At 62.2% G+C, this 15,920-nt stretch carries 16 protein-coding genes; 2 read left to right on the top strand and 14 right to left on the bottom strand.

Annotated features, from left to right (window positions below):
* Positions 1-3 precede the first annotated feature (3 nt).
* Positions 4-558, top strand: coding sequence for a PulJ/GspJ family protein (locus BM002_RS06755; RefSeq protein ID WP_139212295.1), 555 nt, complete (start codon positions 4-6; stop codon positions 556-558).
* Here the strand turns inward: BM002_RS06755 and gspG are convergent, their stop codons facing one another.
* Together gspG and BM002_RS06745 are read right to left on the bottom strand one after the other, a co-directional pair.
* Entirely contained in the window at positions 559-990 is a 432-nt protein-coding gene (gspG, locus tag BM002_RS06750) for a type II secretion system major pseudopilin GspG (RefSeq protein WP_092778465.1), read from the bottom strand.
* On the bottom strand, positions 987-1,481 hold the full coding sequence (locus tag BM002_RS06745) for a prepilin peptidase (protein ID WP_175484820.1): 495 nt from the start codon (positions 1,479-1,481) through the stop codon (positions 987-989). The genes gspG and BM002_RS06745 overlap by 4 nt, the downstream gene beginning before the upstream one ends.
* Positions 1,482-1,584: 103 nt before the next feature.
* Here BM002_RS06745 and BM002_RS06740 point away from each other — a divergent pair, with 103 nt between their 5' ends.
* Positions 1,585-2,295 (top strand): hypothetical protein, encoded by a 711-nt coding sequence (locus tag BM002_RS06740; protein WP_139212294.1) that lies wholly within the window; start codon positions 1,585-1,587, stop codon positions 2,293-2,295.
* A 424-nt stretch (positions 2,296-2,719) separates the two neighbouring features.
* Here the strand turns inward: BM002_RS06740 and BM002_RS06735 are convergent, their stop codons facing one another.
* From BM002_RS06735 to BM002_RS06680, 12 genes are all read right to left on the bottom strand, one after another.
* Positions 2,720-3,904, bottom strand: coding sequence for a tyrosine-type recombinase/integrase (locus BM002_RS06735; RefSeq protein ID WP_245749150.1), 1,185 nt, complete (start codon positions 3,902-3,904; stop codon positions 2,720-2,722).
* A gap of 302 nt (positions 3,905-4,206) precedes the next feature.
* Positions 4,207-5,676 (bottom strand): mannitol dehydrogenase family protein, encoded by a 1,470-nt coding sequence (locus tag BM002_RS06730; RefSeq protein ID WP_245749149.1) that lies wholly within the window; start codon positions 5,674-5,676, stop codon positions 4,207-4,209.
* Positions 5,676-6,449 carry an L-iditol 2-dehydrogenase gene (locus BM002_RS06725; protein WP_092778455.1) on the bottom strand — a complete coding sequence of 258 codons (774 nt, stop codon included), beginning with the start codon at positions 6,447-6,449 and terminating at the stop codon, positions 5,676-5,678. The genes BM002_RS06730 and BM002_RS06725 overlap by 1 nt, the downstream gene beginning before the upstream one ends.
* Entirely contained in the window at positions 6,446-7,450 is a 1,005-nt protein-coding gene (locus tag BM002_RS06720; protein WP_092778453.1) for an ABC transporter ATP-binding protein, read from the bottom strand. The genes BM002_RS06725 and BM002_RS06720 overlap by 4 nt, the downstream gene beginning before the upstream one ends.
* Positions 7,450-8,280 carry a carbohydrate ABC transporter permease gene (locus tag BM002_RS06715; protein WP_092778451.1) on the bottom strand — a complete coding sequence of 277 codons (831 nt, stop codon included), beginning with the start codon at positions 8,278-8,280 and terminating at the stop codon, positions 7,450-7,452. Before BM002_RS06715 ends, BM002_RS06720 begins: the two co-directional genes overlap by 1 nt.
* A gap of 15 nt (positions 8,281-8,295) precedes the next feature.
* Positions 8,296-9,162 (bottom strand): carbohydrate ABC transporter permease, encoded by an 867-nt coding sequence (locus BM002_RS06710; RefSeq protein ID WP_092778449.1) that lies wholly within the window; start codon positions 9,160-9,162, stop codon positions 8,296-8,298.
* A gap of 139 nt (positions 9,163-9,301) precedes the next feature.
* A complete protein-coding gene (locus tag BM002_RS06705; RefSeq protein WP_092778447.1) occupies positions 9,302-10,621 on the bottom strand; it encodes an ABC transporter substrate-binding protein in 1,320 nt (439 codons plus the stop codon).
* 103 nt (positions 10,622-10,724) lie between these two features.
* The gene (locus BM002_RS06700) at positions 10,725-11,762 is read right to left on the bottom strand and encodes a LacI family DNA-binding transcriptional regulator (protein ID WP_092778445.1); all 1,038 of its coding nucleotides are present in this window, start codon (positions 11,760-11,762) and stop codon (positions 10,725-10,727) included.
* A 208-nt stretch (positions 11,763-11,970) separates the two neighbouring features.
* Positions 11,971-13,359 (bottom strand): alpha,alpha-trehalose-phosphate synthase (UDP-forming), encoded by a 1,389-nt coding sequence (locus BM002_RS06695; RefSeq protein ID WP_092778443.1) that lies wholly within the window; start codon positions 13,357-13,359, stop codon positions 11,971-11,973.
* 13 nt (positions 13,360-13,372) lie between these two features.
* The gene (otsB, locus tag BM002_RS06690) at positions 13,373-14,158 is read right to left on the bottom strand and encodes a trehalose-phosphatase (RefSeq protein WP_175484819.1); all 786 of its coding nucleotides are present in this window, start codon (positions 14,156-14,158) and stop codon (positions 13,373-13,375) included.
* A gap of 10 nt (positions 14,159-14,168) precedes the next feature.
* A complete protein-coding gene (locus BM002_RS06685; RefSeq protein WP_139212293.1) occupies positions 14,169-15,014 on the bottom strand; it encodes a UTP--glucose-1-phosphate uridylyltransferase in 846 nt (281 codons plus the stop codon).
* 350 nt (positions 15,015-15,364) lie between these two features.
* Positions 15,365-15,919 carry a PqiC family protein gene (locus BM002_RS06680; protein ID WP_092778437.1) on the bottom strand — a complete coding sequence of 185 codons (555 nt, stop codon included), beginning with the start codon at positions 15,917-15,919 and terminating at the stop codon, positions 15,365-15,367.
* Position 15,920: the final 1 nt, after the last annotated feature.

Raw genomic sequence — 15,920 nt, 5'->3', positions numbered from 1 at the left:
GGCATGTCCCTTCTCGAGACCATGATCGCGCTGGCGATGATGGCGTTGATCGCGACGGCACTTGCCGGGACACTTCAACTATCTCTTCGCTCTCACGACCGCAGCATGATTCTTGAAGAGGACGGACCAGCCATCGCGCGGCGCGTGCAACTGCGACGGTGGCTGACCCAAGCGGCGCCACAAACGTTGGTCACGTCGCTGCCAAAGGCGTTCGAGGGAAAATCCCGGGAGATGTCGTTCCTGACGTTCGCCTCGACTCCGTTTGCTCCCGATGCCGCGGCGCTTCGGGTGACCGTCGTCATGAACGGCGGGGTTCTGATCCTGCGCGCCGAGGCGATCGATGATGATGGGGATGTTCTGGAGACCTTTGATGGCCCCTTGGCCGAGGATGGAGGCGATGCTGCATTCGCTTATTTCGACGCCGATGCAGAGCCGCCAGCCTGGCGGGCGACATGGACCGCCGACGATGGCATCCCGGATCTGGTCCGGATCGAGATTCCTGAAGGAAGCAGACCGAGATGGCCTGAGTTCACCGTCCGCCCGGACCTCGGCGGCTGATCACGACGAAAGGTCGGCGTCCTCACCCGTACCACCCTGTTGTCCGTCGCGCCCAAACGTCCTGATCGTAAAATCCGTCCCCTCACCGTTCCCGTCATAGACATAGCCGCGGCCCCAAGGATCAATCAGGGCTTCCGGCTTGCGAAGATAGGGCCCGTCCCAGTCGGAGGTGCCAGCGGGTGCCTGCAAGAGAACCTGGAGCCCTTCGTTGTCCGAAGGGTAGCGCCCGACGTCGATGTAAAAAAGCTGCACCGCGCTTTCGATCTGGCCAATCTGGAGAGCCGCCGTGTCGCTCTTTGCTCGACCGAGATAGCCGACGAGCCTTGGCCCCGCGACAGCAGCGATAAGTGCGATGATCGACAGGACGATAAGAACCTCAAGGATCGTGACCCCGGATTTGCCTTTCCATGTGACTGCCTTGCGCGAAATCATCCTGCTGCTCCCTGTAACCAAACGGCCCAAGCAGAGAGGCAGAGGAAGGGACCGAACGCAATGGCGGTTTCATCGAGCGGCTCTTTCGCCCGCTTGAGGACACGACCCACGATCAACACCAGGATCCCTCCTAGCGCCGCAGCGAAAACCGTCACGATCATCCCGGGCATTCCTAGCCATAGGCCTAGCGCGGCCACAAGCTTCACGTCACCTAAACCGAGACCCTCAAAGCCTCTGTAGATTGAAAAAACTTTCGCCACGAAGAAGAATGCAGTCGACCAAAATACCGCGCCGATGAAATGATCGGCCAATGGACTGTCAAGTCGCCATATCATGATCACGCCGATCAGAAGGAGCCCCAATACTGCGAGGTCGGGTATGATATAGTGCCGAAAGTCGACGACGCTGATCCAGATGAGTAAACCTGCTAGGGCGAGAGTGAATGGCAAACCATCTCGAAGACCGGTCGCAAATGAGATCGTGCCGTACACAAGCAAGTGTAGCGCTAGAAGCGCCAAGGACTGAACGGAAGGCCGAGAGATCATTGTTTAGGTATGCGCTCACGGTCTGCCGCTGTACAGAAGGCCGAAACTGATGTTGGCCCCCGCCTCGAATGCACGCCTTGCTGATCGCGATGGCTTCAGATCAGGCTTTGCTCTCATCGTTGTGCTGATGGGCTTGCTCATGATCGCAGCGGTCACGACCATCGCAATGCAGACGCGTCAAGCAACGATCTTTCGATCGGCTGTCGAGGGAGACCTGATCGTCGCGAACGCCTCCGGTGCGGATATCGTGAGACTGGCGCTATCGATGAAGATGGAGGACGCCGATATCCGCGTCGTGGAGCTTGGAAACAGGCAAGTTGAGCTGCTCGACGTGGGTGGTTTGATCGATCTTAATAGCGCCGCCCCAGGTCTGATCGACCGGCTGATCGAGAGGCTTGGTGGTGGTACGGCCGAGCTTGCGGCATACCGAACCTGGAGACGTGAAGGGCGACGGCTGGTTCGCGTTGACGACTTTATTCGTGTGACAGGGCTGGTGGGCGTCGACATCGACCTGCGCAAGGTCGCAACCGTCCATTCGGGGAGAACTGGCATCTCGCCGGAGGTTGCTCCGAGCGACGTCTTGGATCTTATTGGGATGTCCGAGAATGACCTGCCCGAGCAATGGGTCTCGCCGGCCTCGGGGCACACCTTCATGGTCAACATCGTCTCACCCAGTGGCACCCGAAGAGGCCTCGGCATCGGGACCGCTGCACCCGCTGGGCTGTCTGTTGCGGTGTCCGTGCTTTCATTAAGAAACTGACGCATCGACAATCATTGAGACTTATATAGTGACGTCGCCATAGCGATGAAGCTGTGATCTCGTGCCGCGATCATTCTAGATGGGTCTCCCGCTCGCCTCTGATCCAAGCATCCAACTCCGCGACTTCCAGCAAAACAGCCGAGCCGCGCTTGTATCGCGTCAGGTCACCTCCGGCGAGGGCGCGGTCGAAAGTTGCGCGGGATAGAGAGTACATCTGCGTCGCATCTGCGATGCGAACAAAGCGGGGGGCAATTTGTCTGCTTTCCATTTGTCTGCTTCCTGTCTTCGCCCCTTCGCGTTCGGGCGGGTTTGTATTGGGTCGCCCTTCCCTCATGTCCGGCGCGCATTGTGATTGCATGCGGTGAATGTACGACGTTCCGCCGCCTGCGTTCGCCGTAATCCACAAGTATCGACGCCTGGCGGTCTATTTTTGACCCCGGCGATCCGAAGTCACCCAGTTCGACCATGCCTCCATAACCTCGCGCCGCGCTTCGAGCCGATCGGACCGCCGATACGCCCGGCTGACCTTCGAGCCGGTCGCATGTGCCATGCACATCTCCGCCAGCGTATCGTCGGCCGCATTGGTGTCTTCTGCCCAGGTCCGGAAAGAACTGCGAAAGCCGTGCGGTCGGGCCTCGAGATCCTGATCCTTCAACACCTTCGTCATGGTCGCATCACTGATCACCGGCGACTTGCTCCGGGTCGTTCCGGGAAACAGCCATCCGTCCCGTGCGGTCTGCCGAGCCAAGGTGATGACCTTCTGGGCTTCTAGCGACAAAGGCAGACGAAAGTCCGCGACCCGCTTCTTGAGGCCCTTCATCCGGGCACCATCCCCCTCGCCGGGAATCGTCCAGACACCGTCCTCGATCTGATCCAGTCGAGCGAAGCGGACGGTCCGCGATCGGGCGTTCGTGAGCATGAGGAACCGCAGCGCAAGATGCCCGGTCGCCCCGTCACCGAGTGTCGCGTAGAACTTCGGCACATGCCGCCAGTCCATCGCCGGGATGTTCTGCTCGGTGGTCTCCTGCGTACCGAGGACATGACGCGCGTTCAGGAGGCCGTTCGCGTCCACCTCGTATCCCTGCGCAGCGCCATGACGCAGCACGATCCTCAGGCGTCCATAGGCCTTCTTGGCCACAGCTGCCTTATCGTGCCAGATCGGGCGCAGAACGCTCTCGAAGTCGGCCTGGGTCAGCCCCTCAATGTCTCGAGTGCCGAGGGCTGGGATGACATGCACCTGGAGCGGAGAGAGCCATCGGCCTGCCTCGCCCTCGTCTCGGAGGGTGGCTTTCCGCGCGTCGAACGCAGCCTGCATGACCTCAGCCAATGTTCGACCTGTTTGTCGAGCCTTGCGCTGCTCGACCCGACGCTCCGCAATTGGATCGCGCCCGTCGGCCCGGACCGCCGCCCAACCATCACGGGCGTCTCGTGCAGCTGCGAGCGAGACGGTCGGCCAGGACCCTAGGCCCATCTCGCGCCGTCGCCCCGTGGGATCGGTGTATCGCCATACCCATTGCCCGGACGCTCGATTTCCCTTCACGATGCGGAGGCCAGCGCCATCCTCAGCCTTCCCGATTTCCAACGCCTTGATCCGCGTCGCCGTCAGCAAATGCCTCCTCATTTTATCCCCCAATCTATCCCCCAATGGGGCTGCGATGGTGAGATATACCTAGATACATTGAGACGCAAGAATTCCAATAAAATATGGCGTTACGGGATCGGCTGGGGGCCTACAGGGGAAAGGGTTCGAGTCCCTTCAGCGGCACCAGTAAAAGCAGGCAGATGTCGGCTTGATCCCATGAGACGGCCAAATGGCGTTCATGGACCTTGATCCTTGAATTGTCTCGATTGTGTCGCCGGGAGTTTCCGTTCCGTTGATCGGGCAACATCAGGCATCATGCGGGAATTCGTTCAAGCGCCGTCGATATAGCCCCGCAGGACCTTTGCCGTGCCGTCCTGTTGCAGGGCGCGGAGGTGTCGGGCGAAGCTGTCGGCGAAGACGGCGTTCTGGGCCAGATCGCCGAAGACGAAATCGAGATCAAGGAAAGCGCGCGGGTCCGTTCTGGCCGCAATGGCCGCTGCCCGAAGACGGTCAGCCGAGGGGTCGTCGATCGCGATGGTCCGGCCGCCCTCGCTGAGGCCGCAAAGGTAGTGGCACCAGAGGGCGGAGACCAGCGACAGGCCCTCGATGCCACCGCCGTCGGCGAGCCTGTCGCGCGTGGTGGGCAGGATGAACTTGGGCTGGCGGTTGGAGCCGTCCTGACACAGACGGGGGATCGTGTCGGCCACGCCCGGATTTTCCAGCCGCTCACCGATCCGCGCATAGTAGGTCGCAAGGTCGGTATCGGGCACGGGGGGGACGGTCGGAATGATCTCCTCCCGCTCCAGCTTGTCGAGAAACCCGCGGACGAGGGGTTCGACGGCGGCGTCATGCACGAAATGGATGTCGAGCAGGGCCGCAGGATAGGCCATCGCGGCATGTCCGCCGTTCAGGATGCGGATTTTCATCAACTCGTAGGGCGAGACGTCGGGGGTGATGGTAACACCTACGTCTTCAAAAGCGGGACGCCCGGCGCTGAAGCTGTCTTCCAGAACCCACTGGCGGAAACTTTCGCAGGTGATGGGGCGACGATCCTCGATCCCGTAGGTCCGGGCGATCATCTCGCGCTCGCGGTCGGATGTTGCGGGTGTGATCCGATCGACCATGGCACAGGGGAAGGCCACCGCCTTGTCGATCCAATTGGCGGTGTCCGCGTCGATCAGGCGGGCGAGGCCGGTGACCGTGGCGCGGGCGACGTGGCCGTTCTCGGGAAGGTTGTCGCAGGACATCACGGTGAAGGGGGTGATGCCCGCCGCCTTCCGCGCCCGCAAGGCCGCGATGATCGCGCCAAAGACTGTGCGCGGGGTGTCGGGATTGGCGGCATCGTGACGGATATCGTCGTGATCCACGTCGAAGGCCCCCGAGGAGTCGACATAGTACCCTCCTTCGGTCACGGTGAGCGACACGATGCGGATGGCCGGGTCGGTCATGCGCCGTATCAGCGGGCCATTGCCCTCTTCGACCGGCAGGAAGTCGATCATCGGGCCCGTCACCACCGCACGGTCACCCGCCGGATCGAGTTCACAGACGGTGGTCAGCCAATCCTGCGCCGCCAGATCGGCGCGGACCACGCTGTCGGCGGGACGGACACCTGCGCCGACAATCGCCCAATCGAGGTCACGCCCCTTCTGGAACAGGTCATGCAGATAGAGCGCCATATGCGCTCGGTGAAAATTGCCGAGGCCCACATGCACGATCCCGGCGGAAAGCTGGTCACGGAAATAGGTCGGGCGGTCCACCGCGGCAGGCAGATCGTGGAGGGCAGCGAGGGTCAGTTTCATCAGCTCATCCATTGCCCGCCGTCGACATTATACGTCTGCGAGACGACATAGTCGGAGTCGGGGGAGGCAAGAAAGACCGCCATTCCGGTCAGATCGGCGGGCACGGCAAAACGCCCGGCGGGCACGCCTGCGGCGACCTCGGCCTTCTTCTGACCGGGGGCCTTGCCTTCGAGTTTGGCGAACATCGAATCCACATGGTCCCAATGGTCGCCGTCGACCACGCCGGGGGCGATGGCGTTGACGTTGATGCCGTGCTTGATGAGGTTCAGGCCCGCCGATTGCGTCATCGAGATGACCGCCGCCTTGGTCGAGCAATAGACGAGCACCAGCGGCTCACCCCGTCTGCCGGCCTGGCTGGCCATGTTGATGATCTTGCCGCCGTGCCCTTGGGCGATCATCTGGCGGGCGGCGGCCTGCATGGTGAACAGGGTGCCCGCGACGTTGACGGCATAGAGCCTGTCAAAGCTGGCCCGCGTGATGTCGACGGTCTCGGCGGCATCGAAAAGGGCCGCGTTGTTGATCAGGATGTCGAGTTTGCCCGCATGATCCACCACGGCGGCGATGGCGGCGTCGATGCTGCCCTGATCGGTGACGTCCATCTGCATCGCGTAGGCCGCATCGCCCAATTCACGCGCGGTTGCCCGGGCGGCGGCGATGTTCACGTCGGCGATGGCGACCGTCGCGCCCTCGGCGATATAGGCCTCGGCAAAGCCACGCCCGATCCCGCGCGCCGATCCGGTGACCAGCGCCGATTTTCCGTCCAGTCGTTTCATTCGATCCTCAGGCCCGCTGCGTCGAACCTGTGCAACTGGTCCATGTCCGGCGTCAAATAGATGGTATCGCCGTGGCGGGCTTCGATGTCGCCGGTGATGCGCACGGTCATCATGTCGGCCAGGCCGGTCTGGTGGACGTGGATGAACGTGTCGGAACCAAGGTGTTCGGCCACCCCGACCTTGCCCTGCCACAGCCCCGCGGTCTTGGAGACGCCCAGATGTTCGGGGCGGATGCCGATGGTCGCGGCGCCGTGCTTCTGTGCCTCGGGCCCTTCGATCAGATTCATCCTGGGGCTGCCGATGAAACCCGCGACGAACTTGTTGCGCGGCGCGTGGTAAAGCTCCAGAGGACTGCCGACCTGTTCGATGACACCGGCCTGCAGCACGACGATCTTGTCGGCCATGGTCATCGCCTCGACCTGGTCGTGGGTGACGTAGATCATCGTGGTTTCGAGCTTCTTGTGCAGCTCCATGATCTCGAGGCGCATCCCGACGCGCAGCGCGGCGTCGAGGTTCGACAGGGGTTCGTCAAAAAGGAACGCGGCGGGTTCGCGCACGATGGCACGGCCGATGGCGACGCGCTGACGCTGACCGCCCGACAATTGGCCCGGTTTGCGATCCAGGTAATCCGTCAGGTTCAACGCCTTGGCCGCCGCCTCGATCTTGGCCTTCTGCGTCGCCTCGTCCAGACCGGCCATGCGCATCGGAAAGGCGATGTTCTTGCGCACGGACATATGCGGATAGAGGGCGTAGGACTGGAACACCATGGCCAGCCCGCGCTTGGATGGCGGCAGGGTCGTGGCGTCCTTGCCGTCGATGTTGATGTGGCCCGAGGTCGTATCCTCCAACCCCGCGATCAGGCGCAGCAGCGTGGACTTGCCGCAGCCGGAGGGGCCGACGAAGACCACGAATTCGCCTTCGTTGATCTGAAGGTCGAGGGGAGGGATGACCTGGACGTCGCCAAAGCTCTTGGTGACCTGGTTGAGGTTGATCTGACCCATTATTTGACCGCTCCGAATGTGAGGCCCCGGACGAGCTGTTTCTGAGAGAACCAACCCATGATCAGGATCGGTGCGATGGCCAGCATGGAGGCCGCGGAAAGCTTGGCGTAGAACAGACCCTCGGGGGCCGAGAAGCTGGCGATGAACTTGGTGAGCGGTGCCGCGTCAACGGTCGTCAGCAGGATCGTCCAGAAGGCCTCGTTCCAGGCCAGTATGATGTTGAGCAGGATCGTGGAGGCAATGCCCGGCACCGCCATGGGTGTCAGCACATAGAGGATCTCCGACCGCAGGCCCGCCCCGTCCATCCGCGCCGCTTCAAGGATTTCGCCGGGGATTTCGCGGAAATAGGTATAGAGCATCCAGACGATGATCGGCAGGTTGATCAGCATCAGGACCACGACCAACAGGATGCGGCTGTCCATCACGCCAAGCCATTTGGCCAGAAGAACGATGGGATAGAGCACGCCGACCGCAGGCAGCATCTTGGTCGAGAGCATCCACAGCAGAACATCCTTGGTGCGCTTGCCGGGCACGAAGGCCATGGCCCAGGCGGCGGGGACGGCGATCAGGATGCCCAGGAATGTCGATCCCACGGCGATGATGATCGAGTTCATCAGGGCCTTGGGATAGTTCGACCGATCCTGCACGTCGGCATAATTCTGGGTGGTCCAATCGAACAGGAACCAGACCGGCGGATCGGCGATGGCCGTGGCCTCGGTCTTGAACGAGGTCAGGAACGTCCAGAGGATCGGGAAGAACATCAAAAGGCCGAAACACCAGGCGAGGGTGGTCCACATGACCTTTTTCTGGGTTGTGATGGCACGAGCCATTGTCTCTCCTCCCCCTCAGTTGTCGAGGTTCTTGCCGACGATCCGCATCAGGAAGATCGCGATGACGTTGGCCAGGATGACGGCGACGATCCCGCCCGCCGACCCAAGTCCGATGTTCTGGCTTTCGAGCACGCGCTGATAGACGAGATAGGTCAGGGTGCGGGTGCCGAAGGCGCCGTTGGTCGTCACGAAGATTTCCGCGAAGATCGACAGCAGGAAGATGGTCTGGATCAGGATCACCACCGTGATCGCCCGGCTCAGGTGCGGCAGGATGATGAAGCGAAAGCGCGCGAGGGCCGGGGCGCCGTCCATCTCGGCCGCTTCCAGTTGCTCACTGTCCAGCGATTGAACGGCCGTCAGCAGGATCAGCGTCGCGAACGGCAGCCACTGCCATGCCACGATGACGATGATCGACAGAAGCGGCGACTGGCTGAGGAAGTCATAGGGCGGAAACCCCAGACCCTGGAACAGGTAGGAGAACAAACCATTGTCCACGTTGAAGAACATGTTCTTCCAGACCAGCGCCGAAACCGTAGGCATCACGAAGAAGGGCGCGATCACCAGGATCCGCACGATGCCCTGGCCGAACATCGGCTGATCGAGCAGGAGCGCCATGAGCACCCCGCCCGCGATGGTGATGACGAGGATGCCGCCCACCATCTGAAGCGTTGTCACCAGCGAGCTGAGGAACGACGACGATGTCAGGAACCGGATGAAATTCTCGAACCCGATCCAGGTCTCGAACACGCCGCGCATGGGGCGATAGTCGGCGAAGGAGAAATAGAGCGTCATGCACAGCGGGATCAGCATCCAGACCAGAAGAACAAAGACGGCCGGTGCGATCATCAGACGGGCGGCGGATTTCGAATGCGCGGTCGCCATGGCAGTTTTCCTGACGTGAAGGAGGGCACACGGGGCTCGGATCTTGCGGGAGCCTCAGGGGACGCTCGCGGAAAGTCCGAAGTTGCGATGTCGGGGGTGTCAGGCGACCCCGAAAGGCCGCCTGACGGGAGAGAGCGGCTTAGTAGCCCGCCGCTTCCATTTCTTCCGTGGTCAGCGCCTGCGAATTGGCCAGCGCCTCGGCGGCAGTCTGGTTGCCCGCCAGGGCGTCCGAGAACTGCTGACCGGTCTGCGTGGCGATCCCGGCGAATTCGGGGATGGCGACGAACTGGATGCCGGTATAGGGCACCGGCTGAACGGTCGGATTGGTCGGGTCCGCCGACAAGATGCTGTCGAGGGTCATTTGCGCGAAGGGCGCCGCATCCAGATAAGCCTGGTTCTCATAGAGCGACGTGCGCGTGCCCGGGGGCACGTTGGCCCAACCTTCGTTGGCGGCGACCAGCTCGGTATAGCCCGGACCGGTGGCCCAGCTGATGAACGTCTTGGCGGCGTCCTGCTTTTGCGACGAGGTCGGGATGGCCAGCGACCATGCCCAAAGCCAGTTGCCGCGCTTGCCCAGGCCGTTGTCGGGAGCCAGCGCGAAACCGACCTTGTCGGCCACGGTGGAATCCGCGCCGGTCACGAAAGACGCAGCGACAGTGGCGTCGATCCACATGCCGCACTTGCCTTGCTGGAACAGGGTCAGGTTCTCGTTGAAGCCGTTGTTGGCGGCACCGGCGGGACCGGATTCGTTCATCATGCCGAGGTAGAAGTCGATGGTCGCGGCCCACTCGGGGCTGTCGAACTGGGCGTTCCAGTCTTCGTCGAACCAGCGCGCGCCGAAGGAGTTCGACATGGCGGTCAGGAAGGCCATGTTCTCGCCCCAGCCGGCCTTGCCGCGGGCGCAGATGCCGTTGATGTCGTTGTCGCGGTCGGTCATCGCGGCAGCGGCTTCGCGGATGAAGTCCCAGGTCGGCGCGTCGGGCATCTCGAGACCGGCGGCTTCCATGAGGTCGGTCCGGTACATCACCATCGACGACTCGCCATAGAAGGGCGCGGCATAGAGCTCACCGTCGACGGTCAGACCACCGGCGATGGCGGGCAGCAGGTCGTCTGCGTTCCAGTCGTCTGCCATGCCGTCGCTGAGCGAGACGAGCCAACCGTTCTTGCCCCAGATCGGAACTTCGTAGGTGCCGATGGTCATGACGTCATAGGCGCCACCCCCGGTCGAGATGTCGGTGGTCAGGTTCTGACGCAGCACGTTCTCTTCCAGCACGACCCATTCGAGCGTGATGTCGGGATGCGCTTCGTTGAAGGCGTCGGTCAGGCCTTGCATGCGGACCATGTCGCCGTTGTTGACGGTGGCGATCGTGATGGTCGTCGCGTGACCGTCAGCGGACGCAATGCCGGTGGCGAGCGCAAGGCCCACGACACTGGTCAGCAGTGTTCTCTTGATAGACATGTCTGTCCTCCCTTTTTACACATGTAAATGTTGACGCTCGGGAAGGTTCGAGTCAAGCCACTTTCTTGATCACCGAATTGCTGCGATGCGGCACATTTCAGCGCTATGCGGATTCACGCAATTTGAGATTGCCGTCGAACAGGGTGATCTCGGGGGTGTCGTCCCGGCCATCGCCACGGATCAGGTCAAGCAGGCGAGAGACTGCTTTCTTCCCAATCGCATCGGTGTTCTGCGCGACCGTGGTGAGGGCCGGATTGAGGTAGGGACAGAGCGGGTAATCGTCATGGCCCGCGATGCGCAGGCCCCCCTTTCCGAAACGTCCGGGCGTCAGGCCGTGCCGCGCCGCGGCGCGGATCGCACCGATGGCGACCCTGTCATTGGCGCAGAGAATCGACCGATCCGTCAGTCGTCCGCCCCCGAATTCGATGTCGAGGACCGCCTCTCCATGCTCCTCGAAATGCCAGTCTTCGTGCAGCAGTTCGGTCCCGATCACCTCGGGCTCGAAGCCCAGTTCCCGCATCCGCGCGATATAGGCGGCCTCCCTCTCGCGCGCGTTGAAATTGACCCGGGGCATGGCCAGAAACACCGGCGGCTCGCCCATACGGCACAGGTATTCGGTGATGAGCCCGGTGCTCTGATGGTGATTTGTTCCAACAAAATCAACGTTCGGCATCGTTTTCGGTCGAGAATCCATCAAGACGAAGGGCATCCGTGATTTCAATCGCAGGTGGACGGCCTGGTCGCTGTGATCGCCCAAGGGGGCCACGATGGCGCCGTCCACGCTCATCGACATGAAGGTCTCGGCTGCGCGGGCTTCGATGGCGGGGTCCGAGTGGGAGCATTGGGTTATCACCGTCATCCCGGCCTGCATTGCGGCGACTTCGACGGCCTGGAGCAGCTTGGTGAAAAACAGGTCGTTCAGATAGGGAATGATGACGCCGATCAGGCCTGTCGACTTGCGGTTCATCCGGGTCGCGAAGAAGTTCGGGACGTATTCGACACGGGCCAGTCCGGCCTCGATCCTGGCCGCGGTGTTCTTCTTGACCCGGCTCGGATCCTGAAAAAATCGCGACAGCGTGGGCCGAGAAACACCTATGGCGACCGACAGTTCTTCCATCGTGTTGATCCGGGGTTTCGACATCTTTGGGGTTCTCCATCTCAATTGGGAACCACCCTACCGGAAGTGGTCGGGGTGTCGATCAAAAATTTTACATGAGGTAAAAAATTTTGGTCTGAAATCTTTACGGCTCTGAGTGAGCCGGTCCGAACAGGCATGACACCGGCCAAATAGACGACGAAAGACCGCCGTCCGCACTCGAACGAAGCCCTGCATTCAGTGTGCGAAGCGTCTAGGGTGCAGAGAAGCGGGCCATGGCGCGGTCAAATCCGGCGTGTCCGCGAAGGTGTCGCAGGAAATTGTCGCGCCACCAGGTGATGTCCTGATCGAAAACCATCGGCCGAAGGGCGGCATGGCGTTCAAGCCGTTCGGCCAGCGGCATATGGATCGCGCGGTCAATCGCCTCGGCCAAGGCGCTGGTGTCGAAGGGATTTACGAGCAGAGCCGCCCGCAATTGCTCGGCGGCGCCGGCAAAATGCGACAGGATCAGAACGCCGGGGTCTTCATCGTCCTGCGCGGCCACGAATTCCTTGGCCACAAGGTTCATTCCGTCGGCAAGCGGTGTGACCAGCGCCACATCGGCCCGCCGATAAAGCCCCGCCAGAATGGCGCGGTCGATATTGCGCCGGACGTAGCGCAGGGGCGTCCAGTCCAGATCGGCGTGCGCACCGTTGATCGCCCCGGCGCGGCGTTCCAACTGGTCGCGGATTTCCTGATAGGCGGCCACGTCTTCGCGGCTCCCGGGGGCGATCTGCAGGAAAGTGGGTCGGGGCCCGCCTGCGTCCCGCCTGGCCAGATAGGTATCGAACCCGTCGAAACGCTGAACCAGACCCTTGGAGTAATCCAGACGGTCCACCCCGAGAATGAGCGGCGCATCGCGTGGCATGCGAAGCGGCAATTCGGGCGCACTGGCCGCGGTATCGGCGAACCCCTGGGCGTCGATCCCGATGGGAAAGCTCAGGACAGCAAAGCGATGGCCCTTGCGGATCCAGCCCCCATTGGGAAGGCGTTCGATCGCGCGATCGAGACGCAGCAGGTCCGAGACGGCCGATACATCGCGCTGCGTCTGAAGCCCGACCAAGTCATGCGCGGCCAGCCAACCGGGAAGGTCCGCCCCCTGCGGCAGGGCCATCAGATCGCTGACATTGGGGCAGGGGATGTGAAGGAACAGCCCGATGCGGTTGCGCACGCCAAGCTCGCGCAAGTATTTCGCAACCATCAGGAAATGGTAGTCCTGAATCCATATCGTGTCGCCGGGCGCGGCAACCTCGGCGATGGCGCGTGCGACACGGGCATTCACGCGGGCATAGCCGTCGAAGTCGTCCTGATCGAACGACAGCAGGTCTGCCCGGTGATGAAACAACGGCCAGAGCATCGAATTGGAGTAGCCGAGGTAGTAGTGCCGATGTTCATCTTCGCTCAGGGCAAAGGTGGCGCGGTCGTATACCCCCTTGCCAATCTGGGTCAGCCCGTCTTCGGCGGTCTTGGTCGGGTCGGCGGCCCCAATCCAGAGCCCGCCGGTCTGGCTGAGCATTTCGTGCACCGCAAACACCAACCCGCCCGATGGAACATCGCCCTTGGGCAGGCGGTTCGAGACGACGATCAGGCGGCCGTCAGACATGGGTTCGGCGCCGTCAGGCAAGCCACCGCTCCACGCAGGCGCGCAATTCGGACGGGTCGGCCAGACGGTGGCTAGCCAGAGTCTCGGCCTTGCCGATCTTGATGCCGAGACCGCCCTCTGCCTCCGCGAGTTCCAGTGCCGGCTCGTCGGTCAGGTCGTCCCCGGCATAGACGGGAACGGTACCGGAAAAGGTCTTTGTCGCCATGATCTTTTGCATGGCCTTGTCCTTGCCGGTATTCTCGATCTTGATCTCGTAGGCCATAAGGGCGGGCTGCAACGTGAACCCATCTGCTGCATGGGCCACGGCCTCCATCAGTTTCATGGCGAGCGCGGCATGTTCGGGCGCGTTCCGGAAATGGAGAACGACGCCGGTCGGCTTGGTCTCGACCAGGAATTCCGGGCGCAGCTTTCCGAAATCGACGACAATTCTGGTGAGCGCCGCCACCTTTTCGGCGTCGGCCGAGATGCGGGTCAGCCGACCGTCGGCGTGCCGGATTTCCGCACCATGGGTGCCCACGATGGGGCCCTTGAAGCGGGGCAGGAACCCCTCCAGCGCCTCTACGGACCGACCCGACACGATGGCGACCCGACCATTAAGGCGGGTCATCGCGCGGTCGAGCAAGTCGTGAACGTCGTCGCGGACTTCGACAGCATCCGGCGTCGAGACGATGTCGACAAGTGTGCCGTCAAAATCGAGAAACAAGCAAGCGCCGTCGGCCTCGGGCATATCTTTCTGGCCACACAGGGCAACGTTGTCAGTCTGCGATCCCATGAATCCGTTCATCTCGTAGAAGTGCATAAAGGTCTCCTCATTCGGCGGCGAAGGACAAATGCGCGCGCTTGCGCATGGCTTGAACCGCCAATGTCGCGTCCACCATTCCATCGACAGAGCCACAGTCGAAACGCTGCCCGGTGAACCGGAAAGCATGAACGCCGCCGCTGTCGGCGATTGCGTCCGTAAGTTGGATTTCCCCCCCGGCCCCTTGACCGGTCGTGCCCAGGACGTCGAACACCCCGGGCATCAGAATATAACGCCCAACAGCGGCAAGCGTTGAGGGGGCGTCGTCCTGCGCGGGCTTTTCAACGAACCCGCGCGCCGCAGTCGTCTGCGACCCGTCGTCATCGCAGTCAAAGATACCATAAGACGACACCTTCTGGCGAGGCACCTGCTGCGCCGCGACAAGACTGGTCATCGTTTCGGGATCGAAGGCGTTCGTCATCTCAGTCAGGCAAGGCGCTCCGAGGATCAGATCGTCCGGCAAGATGATGCCGACCGGGCCTGTTGCACCCTCTGGCAGGGCGCAATGGACCGCATGGCCCAACCCCTTCGGTTCGTGCTGCATGACGAAGGTCACCTTGACGTCCGACGGGGTGGTGCAGCGCCGAACGGCTTGCAGAAGATCCTCCTTGCCGGATGCGACCAGCGTCTTCTCGAGCGCCGGAGCAGGGCGGATGTAGCTCTCGATGGCGGTCTTGTCGGGATGGATCACGAAAATCAGGTGGCGTGCCCCGGCGTCCAACGCTTCTTCCACCGCGAATTGCAGAAGCGGCGTATCATAGACCGGCAAAAGCTCCTTGGGCGTGACCTTTGTGGCCGGCAGCATCCGGGTGCCAAGGCCTGCAACGGGAAAAACGACAGTTTCAAGATTTTGCACGGTGACTCTCCTAACGATGACCAACGCTTCAACAATAGAACCGATGGGGCCGATTCGAGTTCCGACCGGCCTTGGAGGGCGGCGCGATCCTGCCGAGAACCGTTTGCTTTGCTGCCTCCTGCCAAGGTCTGCCTACAAAATGGACAAAACACAGACAGGGGTCTGCGGCCTTCGGGTGGCGCGGGCCAACCATTGGGGGGAAGAACGCAAAACCGTCGTTGCGTCACCCCGGTGAGACGTCCCGCCGTGGTCAGTCTTGCCAGCATCGCATCCGGGTCCGGGAATGCCGTCAAGACGACGACCTGTCGTCCAACGACCTGCCGTTTTGATGCTGATACGGGCAGGTTGCCCTAAAGGTCCCGCGCGACGGCTTCGGCAAGTTGCAACCAAGCCGCTTCATGGGCGGCCAAGATGGCGGGATAGCTGGCCAGATCGACCACCGGCGCGGCCAGATCGAAGGTCTGGATGCGGTCGCGCCCGGTCTCGGACTTGATGGCATAGGTGCCCGTCAGGCTGAGCGTGCCATTCGCCCGCACGATCATGTCCTCGACGAAGATCGACAGTTCGACCTCGGGGAACCCGGACAGGGGCCAGGGTTCGGCGGCGACGCGGGCGTCGGTGATCGTATTGAGGTGCCGGGCCAGCGCGGCCTGCATGGCGCGGTCGGGCAGATCGGCCCACAGACGGTCAGTGTCTGTCGTCAGGCTGCCGTCGGCCTGCTGGATCGGAATCTCCTGATTGACCGCGTATTCCGGGATCGAAACCTCGTTTACCTGCACGGTCGCGGCCCGCACGTTCACGCGCAGATCGGTCGTCACGGGTGGCGGCGCGAAATACTGCGTCTGGCCACAGGCCGACAGGGTCAGGGCCAGCGGCAGGAGCAGACGGGAAAAGGTCAGGGTCATG

Origin of the sequence: Jannaschia pohangensis (assembly GCF_900113875.1) — a bacterium.
Classification (GTDB): domain Bacteria; phylum Pseudomonadota; class Alphaproteobacteria; order Rhodobacterales; family Rhodobacteraceae; genus Jannaschia; species Jannaschia pohangensis.
Note: the sequence above shows the minus strand (reverse complement) of the source record. Positions and strands in the feature narration are given on the sequence as shown.

Excerpts from the sequence above, each read along its gene's own strand:
- BM002_RS06700 (WP_092778445.1), bottom strand. The coding sequence starts at position 11,762 with ATGTCGAAACCCCGGATCAACACGATGGAAGAACTGTCGGTCGCCATA.
- BM002_RS06740 (WP_139212294.1), top strand. The coding sequence starts at position 1,585 with ATGTTGGCCCCCGCCTCGAATGCACGCCTTGCTGATCGCGATGGCTTC.
- BM002_RS06680 (WP_092778437.1), bottom strand. The coding sequence starts at position 15,919 with ATGACCCTGACCTTTTCCCGTCTGCTCCTGCCGCTGGCCCTGACCCTG.
- BM002_RS06720 (WP_092778453.1), bottom strand. The coding sequence starts at position 7,450 with ATGGGTCAGATCAACCTCAACCAGGTCACCAAGAGCTTTGGCGACGTC.
- BM002_RS06710 (WP_092778449.1), bottom strand. The coding sequence starts at position 9,162 with ATGGCGACCGCGCATTCGAAATCCGCCGCCCGTCTGATGATCGCACCG.
- BM002_RS06730 (WP_245749149.1), bottom strand. The coding sequence starts at position 5,676 with ATGAAACTGACCCTCGCTGCCCTCCACGATCTGCCTGCCGCGGTGGAC.
- otsB (WP_175484819.1), bottom strand. The coding sequence starts at position 14,158 with ATGCACTTCTACGAGATGAACGGATTCATGGGATCGCAGACTGACAAC.
- BM002_RS06695 (WP_092778443.1), bottom strand. The coding sequence starts at position 13,359 with ATGTCTGACGGCCGCCTGATCGTCGTCTCGAACCGCCTGCCCAAGGGC.
- BM002_RS06755 (WP_139212295.1), top strand. The coding sequence starts at position 4 with ATGTCCCTTCTCGAGACCATGATCGCGCTGGCGATGATGGCGTTGATC.
- BM002_RS06725 (WP_092778455.1), bottom strand. The coding sequence starts at position 6,449 with ATGAAACGACTGGACGGAAAATCGGCGCTGGTCACCGGATCGGCGCGC.
- gspG (WP_092778465.1), bottom strand. The coding sequence starts at position 990 with ATGATTTCGCGCAAGGCAGTCACATGGAAAGGCAAATCCGGGGTCACG.
- BM002_RS06715 (WP_092778451.1), bottom strand. The coding sequence starts at position 8,280 with ATGGCTCGTGCCATCACAACCCAGAAAAAGGTCATGTGGACCACCCTC.
- BM002_RS06705 (WP_092778447.1), bottom strand. The coding sequence starts at position 10,621 with ATGTCTATCAAGAGAACACTGCTGACCAGTGTCGTGGGCCTTGCGCTC.